Annotated in this window: 14 protein-coding genes and 2 pseudogenes; 12 read left to right on the top strand and 4 right to left on the bottom strand. The window is 35.2% G+C overall.

Annotated elements, in window-relative coordinates; genetic code table 11:
* Positions 1–16 precede the first annotated feature (16 nt).
* Positions 17–1,264: an IS256-like element ISBsu2 family transposase gene (locus NSQ09_RS16245; RefSeq protein ID WP_031600262.1), complete on the top strand. Its 1,248-nt coding sequence runs from the start codon at positions 17–19 to the stop codon at positions 1,262–1,264.
* Positions 1,265–1,560: 296 nt separating this feature from the next.
* Here NSQ09_RS16245 and NSQ09_RS16240 read toward each other — a convergent pair whose 3' ends face one another.
* The gene (locus NSQ09_RS16240) at positions 1,561–2,919 is read right to left on the bottom strand and encodes an IS1182 family transposase (RefSeq protein ID WP_041339714.1); all 1,359 of its coding nucleotides are present in this window, start codon (positions 2,917–2,919) and stop codon (positions 1,561–1,563) included.
* 75 nt (positions 2,920–2,994) lie between these two features.
* Here NSQ09_RS16240 and NSQ09_RS16235 point away from each other — a divergent pair, with 75 nt between their 5' ends.
* The 9 genes and pseudogenes from NSQ09_RS16235 (at position 2,995) to NSQ09_RS16195 (ending at position 11,086) form a co-directional block, all read left to right on the top strand.
* Positions 2,995–3,525, top strand: a complete 531-nt coding sequence (locus NSQ09_RS16235; RefSeq protein WP_341032045.1) for a Cthe_2314 family HEPN domain-containing protein — start codon at positions 2,995–2,997, stop codon at positions 3,523–3,525.
* Positions 3,526–3,858: 333 nt separating this feature from the next.
* Positions 3,859–4,971 carry a response regulator aspartate phosphatase gene (locus NSQ09_RS16230; RefSeq protein ID WP_080529419.1) on the top strand — a complete coding sequence of 371 codons (1,113 nt, stop codon included), beginning with the start codon at positions 3,859–3,861 and terminating at the stop codon, positions 4,969–4,971.
* Positions 4,971–5,102, top strand: a complete 132-nt coding sequence (locus NSQ09_RS16225) for a hypothetical protein (protein WP_273796633.1) — start codon at positions 4,971–4,973, stop codon at positions 5,100–5,102. Before NSQ09_RS16230 ends, NSQ09_RS16225 begins: the two co-directional genes overlap by 1 nt.
* A 672-nt stretch (positions 5,103–5,774) precedes the next feature.
* A complete protein-coding gene (locus NSQ09_RS16220) occupies positions 5,775–6,578 on the top strand; it encodes a septation ring formation regulator EzrA (RefSeq protein ID WP_080529418.1) in 804 nt (267 codons plus the stop codon).
* A 76-nt stretch (positions 6,579–6,654) separates the two neighbouring features.
* On the top strand, positions 6,655–7,788 hold the full coding sequence (locus tag NSQ09_RS16215) for a hypothetical protein (protein WP_080529417.1): 1,134 nt from the start codon (positions 6,655–6,657) through the stop codon (positions 7,786–7,788).
* A gap of 130 nt (positions 7,789–7,918) precedes the next feature.
* The gene (locus NSQ09_RS16210; RefSeq protein ID WP_031600262.1) at positions 7,919–9,166 is read left to right on the top strand and encodes an IS256-like element ISBsu2 family transposase; all 1,248 of its coding nucleotides are present in this window, start codon (positions 7,919–7,921) and stop codon (positions 9,164–9,166) included.
* A gap of 39 nt (positions 9,167–9,205) precedes the next feature.
* Positions 9,206–9,433, top strand: coding sequence for a DUF2651 family protein (locus NSQ09_RS16205; RefSeq protein WP_341032525.1), 228 nt, complete (start codon positions 9,206–9,208; stop codon positions 9,431–9,433).
* Positions 9,434–9,689: 256 nt separating this feature from the next.
* On the top strand, positions 9,690–9,983 hold the full coding sequence (locus NSQ09_RS16200) for a YolD-like family protein (protein WP_080529416.1): 294 nt from the start codon (positions 9,690–9,692) through the stop codon (positions 9,981–9,983).
* Positions 9,976–11,086, top strand: a pseudogene (locus NSQ09_RS16195) (Y-family DNA polymerase). Before NSQ09_RS16200 ends, NSQ09_RS16195 begins: the two are co-directional and overlap by 8 nt.
* A 54-nt stretch (positions 11,087–11,140) precedes the next feature.
* Here the strand turns inward: NSQ09_RS16195 and phrK are convergent.
* From phrK to NSQ09_RS16180, 3 genes are read right to left on the bottom strand one after another with little or no spacing between them, the layout of a single operon-like run.
* Positions 11,141–11,263, bottom strand: a complete 123-nt coding sequence (phrK, locus tag NSQ09_RS16190) for a phosphatase RapK inhibitor PhrK (protein ID WP_004399440.1) — start codon at positions 11,261–11,263, stop codon at positions 11,141–11,143.
* On the bottom strand, positions 11,260–12,375 hold the full coding sequence (rapK, locus tag NSQ09_RS16185; RefSeq protein WP_129137677.1) for a response regulator aspartate phosphatase RapK: 1,116 nt from the start codon (positions 12,373–12,375) through the stop codon (positions 11,260–11,262). Before rapK ends, phrK begins: the two co-directional genes overlap by 4 nt.
* 44 nt (positions 12,376–12,419) lie before the next feature.
* Positions 12,420–12,590: a phage holin gene (locus NSQ09_RS16180; protein ID WP_250634977.1), complete on the bottom strand. Its 171-nt coding sequence runs from the start codon at positions 12,588–12,590 to the stop codon at positions 12,420–12,422.
* A gap of 203 nt (positions 12,591–12,793) precedes the next feature.
* On the opposite strand from NSQ09_RS16180, the gene NSQ09_RS16175 reads away from it, so the two are divergent.
* Both NSQ09_RS16175 and NSQ09_RS16170 read left to right on the top strand, forming a co-directional pair.
* A complete protein-coding gene (locus NSQ09_RS16175) occupies positions 12,794–12,919 on the top strand; it encodes a hypothetical protein (protein WP_284691204.1) in 126 nt (41 codons plus the stop codon).
* Between the two features lie 455 nt (positions 12,920–13,374).
* A pseudogene (locus NSQ09_RS16170) lies at positions 13,375–13,608 on the top strand (hypothetical protein); the annotation flags it as partial.
* Positions 13,609–13,903 lie beyond the last annotated feature (295 nt).

Here is a 13,903-nt window from a genome sequence, read left to right as displayed (position 1 = left end):
GTATAAAGCTAAAGGAGTGGTTTCAGTGGGGAAATTGAAAAGAGATCCGAACTCCGTAGAATTAGCTAACAAGATTATCGAACAGTATCAGCCTAAATCAGTAGAAGATATGCAAGAAGCATTAAAAGACATATTTGGTCCCATGTTTGAGTCAATGCTAAAAGGTGAAATGAATCACCATTTGGGCTATGAATCCAATGACAAGGGAGAAAAAGAAACAAGAAATAGAAGAAATGGATATGGCAAAAAGATCGTGAAAACAACAGCAGGAGAAGTTGAAATTGCAGTCCCCCGTGATCGTGATGGTTCATTTGAACCGCAGTTGATTCCAAAGCGTAAAAGAGATGTATCCTCTATAGAGGATAAGGTCATTTCGATGTATGCCAGAGGAATGTCACAACGAGACATTTCTTCCACGATAGAAGACATCTATGGCTTTTCTGTATCTCATGAAATGGTATCCGACATTACGGATACTGTACTTCCTAATTTAGAAGAGTGGCAAAATCGTCCCTTAAGTAACTGTTACCCTTTTGTGTTTGTCGATTGTCTTTACACAACCATTCGTAATGACTATGAAACGAAGAAGTATGCCGTTTACACAATACTAGGATATACCATAGAAGGTAAAAAGGACATTCTAGGTTTGTGGTTGAATGAAACGGAAAGTAAACATAAATGGATGCAAATTTTTGATGAAATCAAATCTCGTGGTGTAGAAGATATCTTCTTTCTCTCAATGGATGGCGTTAGTGGTCTGGAAGAAGGAGCACGTGCGATTTTTCCTGATGTGACCGTACAGAGATGTATTGTTCATTTAATTCGAAATTCGATTAAGTATATACCAAGTAAAGACTACAAGCCTTTTACTGCTGCCTTAAAGAAAGTGTATGGAGCTCCAAGCCTTAAGGCTTGTCACAGTGCATTTGAATCTTTTGAAAAGCAGTGGTCTACGTACCCTGGAGCTGTAGACGTATGGAAACGAAACTTTTCTCATGTGGAACAACTTTTCGATTATGGTGGTAATATTCGTAAAATCATGTACACTACAAATGCCGTTGAAAGTATCCACTCTAGCTTTCGAAAAGTCACGAAAAAAGGAGCATTCCCCCATGAGAATGCCCTATTAAAAATATTGTTTTTACGAACAAAAGAATTAGAAAAGAAATGGGATGGTGGACGCATCCAGCAATGGGCTATGGTCATGAATCAACTATTAGTTCATGACCACCTAAAGGAACGTGTGAAGAAATATCTAGAATAACTTACACACTTTTCTTGACAAGCCCGAAAAATCAAATTAAACCTCTATTAAACATACTTAGCGATATTGTGTTTAGGTTTCATGAAGTATTCCGTGCTTTTTCTTATTTCTTTTTATTATACAGGGTGGAAAATGTAGAAGATCACTTGCCTACTGAAATATTAGAGATCATCAATTTAGATGATTCAGTTTGTCGACAAAAGGGGTTCGGAATGGTCTCATTCCGAACCCCTTTTTAGCTTTTTATGGGATTTTAAGCTATTTAATAAAAAGACAGACCTCTTCGAGTTCATCATTTAGGCCATTTTTGGACCTTGCCACGTCCAGTTGGCCATCTTCTTCAGGTTCATGGCAGCGAAAGTAAGCATCGCCTGCATCGACAATTTTTTAAGTCCCCTTAACGTTGTCCAACGCATGCCATGCTTTTCTTTTCCATCTGCGAATACACGCTCAATGGTTTCTTTACGTTTGGCATAAATCTCTTTCACCTCTGCGTGATAGCGAAGATGGTCTGCCTCTTCTACGTATTCCTGCCAAATATGACGCGTCACCACTTTCTGGTGGTCTTTACTCTCCGTACATCTGGCTAAAAATGGGCATGTCGCACAAATCTGTTTTGGCGATTTGTACTCCCGATATCCTTCTTTATTCGTTGTCGAGTAGGCCAAGATCTCACCTGCCGGGCAAAGATAACAGTCAAAGTATTCGTCATACACATAGTCATGTTTTCGGAAAAAACCTTTTTTCGTACGTGGTCGTGTGTATGGCAAGGCAGGGGTCATCCCCTGTTCCAATAAGTAACGGGTAATCGCAGGAGTTTTGTACGCGGCATCTGCGGCGACCGCTTCAGGCTTTCCGACTCTCTCTATGACCTTTCCGACCAATGGCTCTAAAATCTGACTATCATGTGTGTTGCCAGGTGTGACCATGGTGCCAAGCACAAAACCGTTACGATCCGCGGCTGCGTGAAAAGAATAGGCGAACTGCTTCGTCCGTTCATCCTTCACATAGTAACCACTCTCTGGATCGGTGGTGCTTTCTTTGATTTCTTTCTTCTCTTCCTTCTCAAACTTGTCCGGAGGAAATGTTTTTTTTCCGTGATCTTCCCGGTCCTGGTTAATCTCTTCTTGAAGGCGTTCCTGATACGCGCGTGTCTCTTTGCGAACGACTTTCTTTTCAAATTTGCGTTTGTTCGCACTCGCTTTAACATGGGTCGAATCCACGAAAACGTGCTCGGCACTGATTAGCTTTTTCTCGGCAGCTTCCTTTAAGATGCGATAGAAAATCTGTTCAAACAGATCGGTATCTTTAAAACGGCGTTCATAGTTTTTTCCGAACGTAGAGAAATGAGGCACTTTATCGTGAAAACCATACCCAAGGAACCAGCGATAGGCCATATTGGTTTCCACTTGTTCAATCGTTTGGCGCATGGACCGGATTCCAAACGTGTATTGAAGGAAGGTCAATTTAATTAAGATGACAGGATCAATACTGGGACGACCGATTTCTGAATACATGTCCTTCACCAAGTCATAGATGAACGAAAAATCAAGTGCTGCCTCTATTTTACGAACCAAGTGGCTGGCCGGTACCAATTGATTTAACGTAATCATTTCTAATTGATCTCGTTGAATGGGATTATGTTTCGAAAGCATGTCAATCACCTCAAGTTATGTAGTACTTCCATTGTAAAATAAAAAAGACTGTAGGCAAACTGGATTTCTTCCAGTTTGTCTACAGTCTGGATCATCAATTTAGATGATTACCAATATTTTATGAATTTATGTTTAACAAGAACATATTCTGTTCATGATAAACTAGGTTTGTTTTTCACTAAAACTTATTCTTTACATGGGAACAAAACTTATTTTAAAAATGTTTCTGAACTTTTGATAAAAAATGAAGAAGATCATTTTGACGAGTTACTAACAGATAAGTTAAATAAAATTATTAGTTCCCCTTCGTTTAAATCTTTGGATTTTTTAAGACAGCAGTTTATGCATGGAACCGATTTTAGTTTCAAACAAACTGAAGGGACTGTTGTATTTGACGATTATTTTTTAATTTGTTTATATCTAAATAATAAAGACTTGTTAGCGTTGATTAAGTATATGGTTTATAATTTTTTCCCTACCGTAGTTAAAGAATTTCTTGATAAGGATCTTTATAAACAGTTTGATGATTTAATATATAGGATGACTACTACCATTAATCCTCATATGGCAGCGCTTATAAGCAACTTTAACTTGAACACTAAATAAAATAATGGTTTTAACCAAAAAACAAAGTCTGGAAATTAGGGAAAGAATCGTGATTAATGCAGGTTCTTTTTTATTTCAAATCTTAAACAATTTATTTTGCCAATATTTCTAGAGCGGGTACTCCATTTTCGGAGCCCGCTTTTATTTATTTCAAGACAATAATGCAATCAGTAGGCGGACTGATTAAAAGAAATAGGGACTTTTTTAGTCTCCAAAAGGTTATTGCGGTATGACGAAAACTTACCGAAAATCACTTTTAAATTATTCCAAATATTGCAAATATCTGTTATATTGTTTAATAATTCGAAACATTTTAGAAAAGAGGGGTTGTAAATGGGTACGATCGCACACGAGGTAGTCGCTAATACTCTGAATGAACTTCATGTTGCTATTAAGAAATGTGAGATAGATTTGGCAGAGCAACTTCTTAAGAAAGCTAAGGAATCCTTGAAGCATATGGAGGAAGACGATAAGGTTATCATTTATTATCAGCTTTTAGAGTCTAGGTACAAGATGATGCTCTTCAAAAACAAAGGTAAGGGACTGCCTCCAAACGACTGGAAAGTGAAGAAGAAAGAGCTACAGGGTTACAATATTGATAACTTGATTGACTACTATTTTTACCTTTACGAAGCTGAGTACATGTCCTATACAAAGAATTATGAGCGAGCTATCAGTTTGCTAAAAATTGCTGAAAAGAAGCTCTCTAAAATTGAAAGCGATATTGAAGCAGCAGAGTTTTATATGAAAACGGCTTCTCTCTATGTGACACTTCATCAAAGTGCAGTGTCGTTAGGTTATATTAATGAGGCAATCAATATATACAGTCAACATGAAGATTATAAAAGACACCTTACAATTTGTTATGTCATTAAGGCAACGAATTATATGCATTTAGGGAAGTTTGAAGAATCAGAGGAATACTTTCTCACTGCAATCAAGACTGCTAAGGAACTTAAAGATGAGTTTTATGAAGCAATGCAATATCACAACATCAGTATTCTTTATTCCAATTTTGATAAATCTCAAGAATGCATAAATGCAATTAAGAAAGCTGTTAGATGCAATGAATGGCGTGAATCTGTTTACTACATTAACTCCATTTATATGATTGTCCGAGAGAGGTTTAAAATAGGCGACAAGGATAATGCCATGTATTATCTCAAGAAAGGACAAGAGGAGCTAAAGTTTAGATCGAATAAAATTTATGAAACCAAAATAAATATTATTCATGACCTATATTGTAAAAGGGTAGATGAAAGCATTGACAAATGCAGGGAAAACGTACAATACTTAGAAGAGAAAGGTGACTTAGATGGAGTAAGTGACCTTTCCTTGGTTATTTCAAGGTATTATGAAAAGGGCGAGTATTACAAAGAGGCTTTGGAATTTGCTAATAAAGCAATCAAAGTCAAAGAGAAAATGAGAAAACTGGAGGGAATTTGATGAAGAAGTTTATCCTTGGCTCGATCTTAGCGGTAACATTCTTTGGATTATCTTTAAGTGTTGGTACACACGTTAATAGTAGTACAGCATCTGGTGACATGCAGGTCGCAGAGCTTCCGGTAGGAATCTAAGTATAAAAGTTTAGTTGGTAAAAAAGGATCAGACTGTTGAATAAAGTCTCGACAGTCTTTATTTTTCTCATCTTAAATGGAATGAATAAAGGACAAAAACGTGGTGTAAATCAGCCTCGTTTTTTTTTGTTGTCAAAAGTGGTTCACAGAGGGAAGACCAAAACCAAGTATGAAGTGTGTTCAAAAAATTAAGCACTAATTTTCTCAATATGAAGTGAAAATGTGACTTAGGTCACTATTTACGGAGAGGTGCTTTTATACCAGTTTTATGAATCTTGATGAGATATTGGCACTTTAAAATCCAGAAAACGTGACATAAAGAACAACTTGTGTGTTTGTTAAAGATTAACTACGCACAACTTTTTTCAAATATTGGAATAATTGGTGATTTTGATCTGTTTATAGGACAAGGTATTCAATACAGCCTAATATTGTGATAGGGTCTGGGTAGGGGGTGATTTGGTACATAAAAAGGGTTTAAATAACTTTTGTTGCTGTGGAGCATCGTCAATGTAGGAAGCTTTAGTGAGAAAGGGAGTTATTGGGATAACGCGCAATTCATTTCTATAACTCTCGATTAAAGCACACAAATCCTTTGGTGTGCTGCTTCAAAAGTGTTATCGCTTCTATATTTTTGAAAAAAAGTTAACAATTGATAAGGAGGATGTTACAATGAAAAGGAGTAAGTATTTATTAGCGACCATGTTCTCTACAACAATGTTAATTTCTGGTCTGGGGTTTAGTCATAGTGCAAAAGCGGATGGATTCCCGAGTCTTGCCGATCAAAGAGTTCAAACTGAAATCCAAGAGTTAAAAGCAGAAGGCTTGACCGATGAGCAGATTAATAAGTTTTATGAAATGAGCAAGGAAGAATATCAATTTGTACAAAAACATGCAGATGACTTATACAATGAGTCACAAGAAGAAATAAAAAAATTGAAAGAATCCGGTGAAATTGATGAAGTTTTACACAAGTGGAACGAACCTGAATATCAACCAGAAAACAAAGTCTCAGGGTCATTGGGCACCAAAGGCGATGTCTTAGTTAGTTATGAGATTAACTCTGGAAGCTGGTCTATTGGTGTAGGACATGCCGCTATTGTATCTAGAAATAAGGCAAAAACAGTTGAAGCCTGGCATAAAGATTGGAGCCCAATTAAACAAGATGGGGTCCGTAGATATACTAATAACTGGGGAAGTAAAAAGAAAGTTTATGGGCTATGGGTTAGAAAATCAAACAATGATAAATATATAAATGCTGCAAAATATGCAGAGAAACAGGCTGACGACAAAAAGAAATATAATTTAAACTTCTTTGACAAAAAAACAACAAAAAAATTCTACTGCTCTCAACTAGCATGGCGTTCATGGAAAAATCAAGGACATGACATTGACAATATTAAATGGGACACTCTTGTAACTCCAATGGAACTGGTTAAATCAGATAATACGGTGATATTCCACCACAGAAAATAATGATTTTAAACAAATGATCAAAGCCAAAACAATCGGATTATAACCGATTGTTTTGTTGCTTCATAAGGAGGAAAAAATGAAAAGACTAAAGACCCTTTTTATTCTGGTGAGTATGCTTATAGTCACTTGCTCATGTGATTTACAACCGACAGGAAATAAGACAGAAAGGAACAATAATAATAAAACTGCATTAAAAAATATAAGCAAAGGCGATTTTATTGTTGGCTTTTCACACACATTAGACAGAGGTGCTGAGTTAGCTATATACAAAGAGAATGGGGCAGTACAGGATAGCGTCATAATAAAGGATGGCATTAATCTTAGTGTATCATCATATAATAAAGACGATACTTTTTTTTCTTCAAACAGAAGCAATAACCATTTTATGATTAATAACAAAACTGGACGTATTAAGAAATTTAATGATAAAAGCTTATCTAAAGAAACCGAAGATGAAGGAGCTTTTTTCATTAACACTTCAGATAAGTATGTGTTACATGATATAAACGTTGGATACACTGATTCAGGGTTACAAGGTGAATTGGTTTATTGGAAAGATGACAAACAAAAGAAAAACCAAATTAAGCTTGATGGAGAAATTGTTTCAGCGCAAGTCCTAGATAATAAAATTTACGCAATTACTAGTGATGAAGAGAATATGTTCATCATTTCAATTGATCCAAAAACGAACAAGCAGGAAAAGAAAGCCTCTATTCCAAATAAAACTGTTTATTTTACAGATGATAAAGATGCATTCCAACCTTTTGATGAAAAAACATTTATGTTAGCTATTAATGATAATGTAAATGAAAAAGAACCTTCAAAAATATTATTGATTGATAAGGAGACATTAAAAACAAAAAAAGAAGTTGTAATGGAGAATGGATTCATCCCAACAAAATTAAAGAGAATAAATGATGAGATCGTTGCTGTCTCATACAATGGAAAAGTTAGCTTTTTTGATGAAAATCTAAATAAGAAAAAATCTTTCAAATTCTATGCAGGAAATAGTGAAAAGTTATTGAATGATGTTAAATTTGGTGATAGTAACATGTACGTCCTTATCAAAGGGTTTGACATGCAAAAAGAGAATGTCTTAGGGGAAATAACCTCCTATGACTTAAAATCAGGGAAAAAGGTTAATACAACACCATTAAAAGCGAAAAAAGAATGGGAAATTGCACGTTTTGAATTATTGCATAATGAATAAGATTAGGAGGATATCTCATTTGGGTGGTCCTGCAGGGAGTGTAATATTAACTGTGTAAGTAAGGAATGCGTACGGTTCCTTACTCACACAGTTTTTTATTTGATAGAATAATAAGTATAAAGCTAAAGGAGTGGTTTCAGTGGGGAAATTGAAAAGAGATCCGAACTCCGTAGAATTAGCTAACAAGATTATCGAACAGTATCAGCCTAAATCAGTAGAAGATATGCAAGAAGCATTAAAAGACATATTTGGTCCCATGTTTGAGTCAATGCTAAAAGGTGAAATGAATCACCATTTGGGCTATGAATCCAATGACAAGGGAGAAAAAGAAACAAGAAATAGAAGAAATGGATATGGCAAAAAGATCGTGAAAACAACAGCAGGAGAAGTTGAAATTGCAGTCCCCCGTGATCGTGATGGTTCATTTGAACCGCAGTTGATTCCAAAGCGTAAAAGAGATGTATCCTCTATAGAGGATAAGGTCATTTCGATGTATGCCAGAGGAATGTCACAACGAGACATTTCTTCCACGATAGAAGACATCTATGGCTTTTCTGTATCTCATGAAATGGTATCCGACATTACGGATACTGTACTTCCTAATTTAGAAGAGTGGCAAAATCGTCCCTTAAGTAACTGTTACCCTTTTGTGTTTGTCGATTGTCTTTACACAACCATTCGTAATGACTATGAAACGAAGAAGTATGCCGTTTACACAATACTAGGATATACCATAGAAGGTAAAAAGGACATTCTAGGTTTGTGGTTGAATGAAACGGAAAGTAAACATAAATGGATGCAAATTTTTGATGAAATCAAATCTCGTGGTGTAGAAGATATCTTCTTTCTCTCAATGGATGGCGTTAGTGGTCTGGAAGAAGGAGCACGTGCGATTTTTCCTGATGTGACCGTACAGAGATGTATTGTTCATTTAATTCGAAATTCGATTAAGTATATACCAAGTAAAGACTACAAGCCTTTTACTGCTGCCTTAAAGAAAGTGTATGGAGCTCCAAGCCTTAAGGCTTGTCACAGTGCATTTGAATCTTTTGAAAAGCAGTGGTCTACGTACCCTGGAGCTGTAGACGTATGGAAACGAAACTTTTCTCATGTGGAACAACTTTTCGATTATGGTGGTAATATTCGTAAAATCATGTACACTACAAATGCCGTTGAAAGTATCCACTCTAGCTTTCGAAAAGTCACGAAAAAAGGAGCATTCCCCCATGAGAATGCCCTATTAAAAATATTGTTTTTACGAACAAAAGAATTAGAAAAGAAATGGGATGGTGGACGCATCCAGCAATGGGCTATGGTCATGAATCAACTATTAGTTCATGACCACCTAAAGGAACGTGTGAAGAAATATCTAGAATAACTTACACACTTTTCTTGACAAGCCCGTCCTGCATTTTTAATACTACTTGTACTGCCGGCTGTATCATTTATCTTAGGGATAATAGGATACTTTATTTTCAAAAGAGTATGGGTAACAACTTTGATTATATTCGTACTCTCTTTAGTTTTTATGCTAATTGAAATAGGGTTAGAGCCGACTTTTTTAATCTGGGTGACTATCATGACAGTTGTATGTTTTATATCTGGAATTCTAACTAAATCCATTGCAACTTTAATTAGAGGATGATAGCAGAAGCGAAGCGTTGCGATCACTTTGACAGCATATTTGTCGTACATTTCTTTCAATGAAACCCTAAGTAATATGGCAACTTGATTTGCTCCTAATTAACTCCCTTTTATAAGGGGGTTTTATTTATTACCAACATTTACATTGAACATTTGTTCTTGTTTAATTGAGTTGGGAACATTAGTTCTGTTAATATTAGATCAATAAAGGAGTGAGTCTATATGCTTAGGGATCGAGGAACAATCAATGGACATCAATGATGCTAGAACATTTAATACAGCTTAAACAAGATTTGATTGATGGATCAAAAGTTGAAAAGCCATCTTTAGATGACAAACAAATTGATGAGATGGATATTCTCGTTTCTGAGGCACTTGAATTTAATAAAGAGTTGAAATTCAAACTCTTTAACAATGGATTCATTGAAAATGTCACCGGCAGAGTCCATTACATTAATTTTGAACAACAAAAGCTACACGTAAAAGACCAGAACGACAATACAGTTTATATCAACATGAATAACATCATAGGAGTTACATACAATGATTGATTACCCACAATTTCCACGTAAGAATATACTTTGTGTCGATATGAAATCCTTTTATGCTTCTGTATCGGCTGTAGCAATGGGGTTTAATCCTTTAACATGTTATCTTGCCGTTGTAGGGAATACGGATAGACAGGGAAGTGTAGTATTAGCCGCATCTCCTGCACTTAAAAAAGATTTTGGAATCAAAACAGGATCGAGACTATTTGAGATACCTGAAGATCCAAGAATACACATTGTAAATCCACAAATGAAGCTTTTCATCAGAGTTTCAACTGAGATTACAAAGCTGTTTTACAGATTTATTCCTGAAAAATGTGTCCACACGTATTCAATTGATGAATCTTTTTTAGATGCAGGAAAAGAGAATCCTGAAGAAATGGCCAAAGCAATCCAAAGCAGCATGTGGAGAGAATTTGGTTTGATGTGCACAGTTGGGATTGGTGACAATATGTTGCTTAGTAAGCTTGCACTAGACCTGGAGAGCAAGGACACAAAGAGTGGTATTGCACGTTGGAGATATGAAGATGTACCAAATAAACTCTAGAAGGTTCGCCCTTTGTCTAAGATGTGGGGGATAGGAGGGAGGATGGAAAGAAATCTGAATCGAATGGGTATATCAACTGTAGGTCAGTTAGCTAAATTTCCTTTAGAACTGCTTGAAAAGAAGTTCGGAATAATGGGGAACCAGTTGTATTATCATGCCCATGGAATCGATTTATCGGAAATAGGCGCTCCATTGATTGATGCAAGGTCAGATTAGTTTTGGTAAGAGTCAGATTTTACTTAGGGATTATACAAGGAGAGAAGAGATTAAGGCTGTTCTTTTGGAAATTTGTGAGGAAGTCGCAAGAAGGGCACGTATACATAATAAAGTTGGTCGGACAATCAGCCTGGGAATTGGGTACAGTAAGGACGAGCTTGGTGGTGGATTTCATCGATCCAAAACAATTGATCTTCCCACAAATATCACAATGGACATTTATAGATGCTGCTTGATGCTCTTTAATAAGTTTTACTCGGATAAAACAGTGAGAAGTATCTCAGTTACGTTTGCAGGTACAGCGCTTCACAGAGCTGGGTTGACTGGTGGACATAAATCATAAAATAAAAGCCCACTCAAATGTATGAGTAGGGCTAAATTAATTAATCAACCTTTTTTAACCTCCGACAGGCCTTTCAGCTACCTGGATGTTAGATGGTGAATCTGTACTCAATTGCGTTAAAGCTACTCCACTTAAAATCACAGCTAAAATAGATACGCAAAGCACAAGTTTTTTCATAAGATTCCCTCCACCTGATTCATTTTCTGTTCAGCCCAAATTTTCGCATTGAAAAAGCGCGTTGCTTCTTCAAAAGCACCTATTGATTCAAAACTTTTTGCAGCTATGTAGGACAATTCATCTACACTTTCAAGTTCATTTTGTTGCTTTAAAAACTCAATATTACTAATACAATTATTGAAATTATTTTTTAATTCACCACAATAAAGGTTGTATAAGATGCTAATTTTGGCTTCGTATACTTTATTCTCCATTACTATGAGTCTTTCCTGTGCTTTATTGTAAAAATTAATGGCTTTCATTTTTTCGTCAATTTTAAAGAGTTCTTTAATCATCATGAATAAAGAATTTATATAATAAATTGAATGTAACCAAGATTCATTTCCTATTGCTTTTTCAAGAGATTCGATGCATTTATCAGGTTTATTCCAATCAGAATAAACGATGCTGAGATTGTGAAATAATTGAGCTTTTAAAAATTCATCTTTTGTTTCTTTTGCAATATCAATTGCTTCTAAGTAATATTGTTCTGCTTCCTCAAATCGATTCATATCAGCATAGTTTGCTGCTGCAATCATTGTTGATGTAGCTAGTTTGCATTTGTAATCAGGGTGTCGCTTATATATTGAAATTGCATTTTTTATATAATGTTGTGCCACAATGCTTTGTTTAACAAGAGTGTATAAGTAAGAGACTTTAGAGTAAAATTCAGCTGCTTCAATTTCATCTGGAATTTCTGCAAGCTTTTTTTCAGCTAATCCATATAAGTTAATTGCTCGATCGTAGTTTTTGTTGTATGCCTCATACATTGCTTCAAATAAATAAAAGTTGTATTCTAATTTATCATTTGTTTTTTTAATGAAGTTTTGATTGTCTTCAGTAAAATAGGTATGCTTTTGCAAAGGCTCTCCTCGTGAGGAATGCAGCAACATTTTATGTCTTTCTTCTAATAGACTATAATACGCAAGAACTTCTTGATCTTCTTCCATTTCATCAAAAAGTTTCTTTATCTCTGAATAATATTTTATTGACTCATCAACCTTTTGCTTTTTTATAGCAATGTACCAGTCATTCAGTGTAGTAGCGACAACTTCTGAAGCGATCTTACTCATCCAAACCCCTCTTTCTGAAAATTTCAAAAATCTCTCGAAAACAATCATAACATAGTCATTGAAAAAATTGTAAAAGGATGTAATGTTTTCTGCAATTTTTTCATTACGAAAAAAATACCCTCCTCAATTAAGAGAAGGGGAGGGGGTTTATCATAATCCATTGCTTGTTCACTATCAGAAATACCTTGAGTTGTTGGGTCAACCACAATTCCCATTGCAGTTAAAAGTTAGAAGGGCATTAAATTTCTCTGTTAAGTCGTCACCAAATACAGTCAAGTCATATAGTATATCTGTAACATGCGTATCGTAAAAATTTATAAACAATTAAAAAAGACAGTAAACATAAAGATTTTGATACTTTAATTAGTGAATAGGAGGTAAACGATCGTAAAACATAAGCGGGAGTAGGGGAAAGTGGTTGTTTTCAGGAGATATTGATAAAAAAGGGAAAATTTCAATAAGGAAAAACGTTGATACTATAGGCTTTTACGATAGCGATTACGATGTGAAAAAGGGTAATTTTGATGTGGAATTAGGAAAATGAAAATTTGGATAGGGTGTGGAAATGGAAGTGCTGTGGGTACATTTGTTCTTGCTTTTGAGTATTTGGATGTTAATATACCCCCACATATTGGTAGTTAAATCCCTATATAATAAGTCTTATACCTGCTTTTCAGTAACAAATATTGGATTTTGAGATTTTTTCGGCTGATTCACAAATTTGAATGAAAATCAAGGGCGAAATTAAAAAAATGAATAATTAAGAGGGTGTATAAGGCTGAATATTATTAATCGTTAATCGTTATCGTAACAGCAAAAAATGAATCGAAGACTTATTTTTATACAACTTAACGAATATCAATAACGATCTTATTCAATCATAATATCTAATAACCTAGAGCAAAGGCTGAATATATGAAAGGGTTATTTTAGATGGGCATATATAATAGAAGAAACTCGTCATAGATAAATCATTTAGATGGACGGTGAGGAACTTAAATAAGCTGCAGAAAGGAAGGTTATGTGGTTAATCAACCTATTGAATTTGATGAGGCCATTGTACGTTTCTTTAATGGTGAAGAACTAGCTGTTGTACATAAAACAACCGGCAAAAGGTTCAATGTAAATGTGAAAATGAAGCAGCTACCCGATGGATTTACATTGCAAACAATGGATGCATGGTTATGGAGTGAAATTGTTGAATGCATACAGCTCTTAGTTTTTGATCAGTAAGAAGCTTATTTTAAGAAAGAGTCAGCAACTTCAGAAGATATAGTTTGAAAATACGAATAACTTAGAATATTGTTATATGAAAGAAAGCGTACCGACAACTAAAGTTAGGACGCTTTTTTTGTTATGGCTACTAAATAAAACAACAATTTTATACATAGAGAGGGTGATCAAATGATTTCAATGGATAAATTAAGTCTGAGACTGCTCATTGAAAGATTGAGGTGGATTAAGAAAAATCCTATACAAGCTTTAGAAAGACTCTGCTATTACGAAAATGTTATAGAAAGACAGAATG

The sequence above is a fragment of the Bacillus sp. FSL W8-1202 genome (assembly GCF_038006165.1).
In the GTDB taxonomy this organism is placed as follows: Bacteria; Bacillota; Bacilli; order Bacillales; family Bacillaceae; genus Bacillus; species Bacillus subtilis.
The sequence above is the reverse complement of the archived record's forward strand: the minus strand, read 5'-3'. Positions and strand labels throughout refer to the sequence as shown.

Excerpts from the sequence above, each read along its gene's own strand:
- NSQ09_RS16240 (WP_041339714.1), bottom strand. The coding sequence starts at position 2,919 with ATGCTTTCGAAACATAATCCCATTCAACGAGATCAATTAGAAATGATT.
- NSQ09_RS16230 (WP_080529419.1), top strand. The coding sequence starts at position 3,859 with ATGGGTACGATCGCACACGAGGTAGTCGCTAATACTCTGAATGAACTT.
- NSQ09_RS16225 (WP_273796633.1), top strand. The coding sequence starts at position 4,971 with ATGAAGAAGTTTATCCTTGGCTCGATCTTAGCGGTAACATTCTTTGGA.
- NSQ09_RS16220 (WP_080529418.1), top strand. The coding sequence starts at position 5,775 with ATGAAAAGGAGTAAGTATTTATTAGCGACCATGTTCTCTACAACAATG.
- NSQ09_RS16215 (WP_080529417.1), top strand. The coding sequence starts at position 6,655 with ATGAAAAGACTAAAGACCCTTTTTATTCTGGTGAGTATGCTTATAGTC.
- NSQ09_RS16200 (WP_080529416.1), top strand. The coding sequence starts at position 9,690 with ATGATGCTAGAACATTTAATACAGCTTAAACAAGATTTGATTGATGGA.
- phrK (WP_004399440.1), bottom strand. The coding sequence starts at position 11,263 with ATGAAAAAACTTGTGCTTTGCGTATCTATTTTAGCTGTGATTTTAAGT.
- rapK (WP_129137677.1), bottom strand. The coding sequence starts at position 12,375 with ATGAGTAAGATCGCTTCAGAAGTTGTCGCTACTACACTGAATGACTGG.
- NSQ09_RS16180 (WP_250634977.1), bottom strand. The coding sequence starts at position 12,590 with ATGGGAATTGTGGTTGACCCAACAACTCAAGGTATTTCTGATAGTGAA.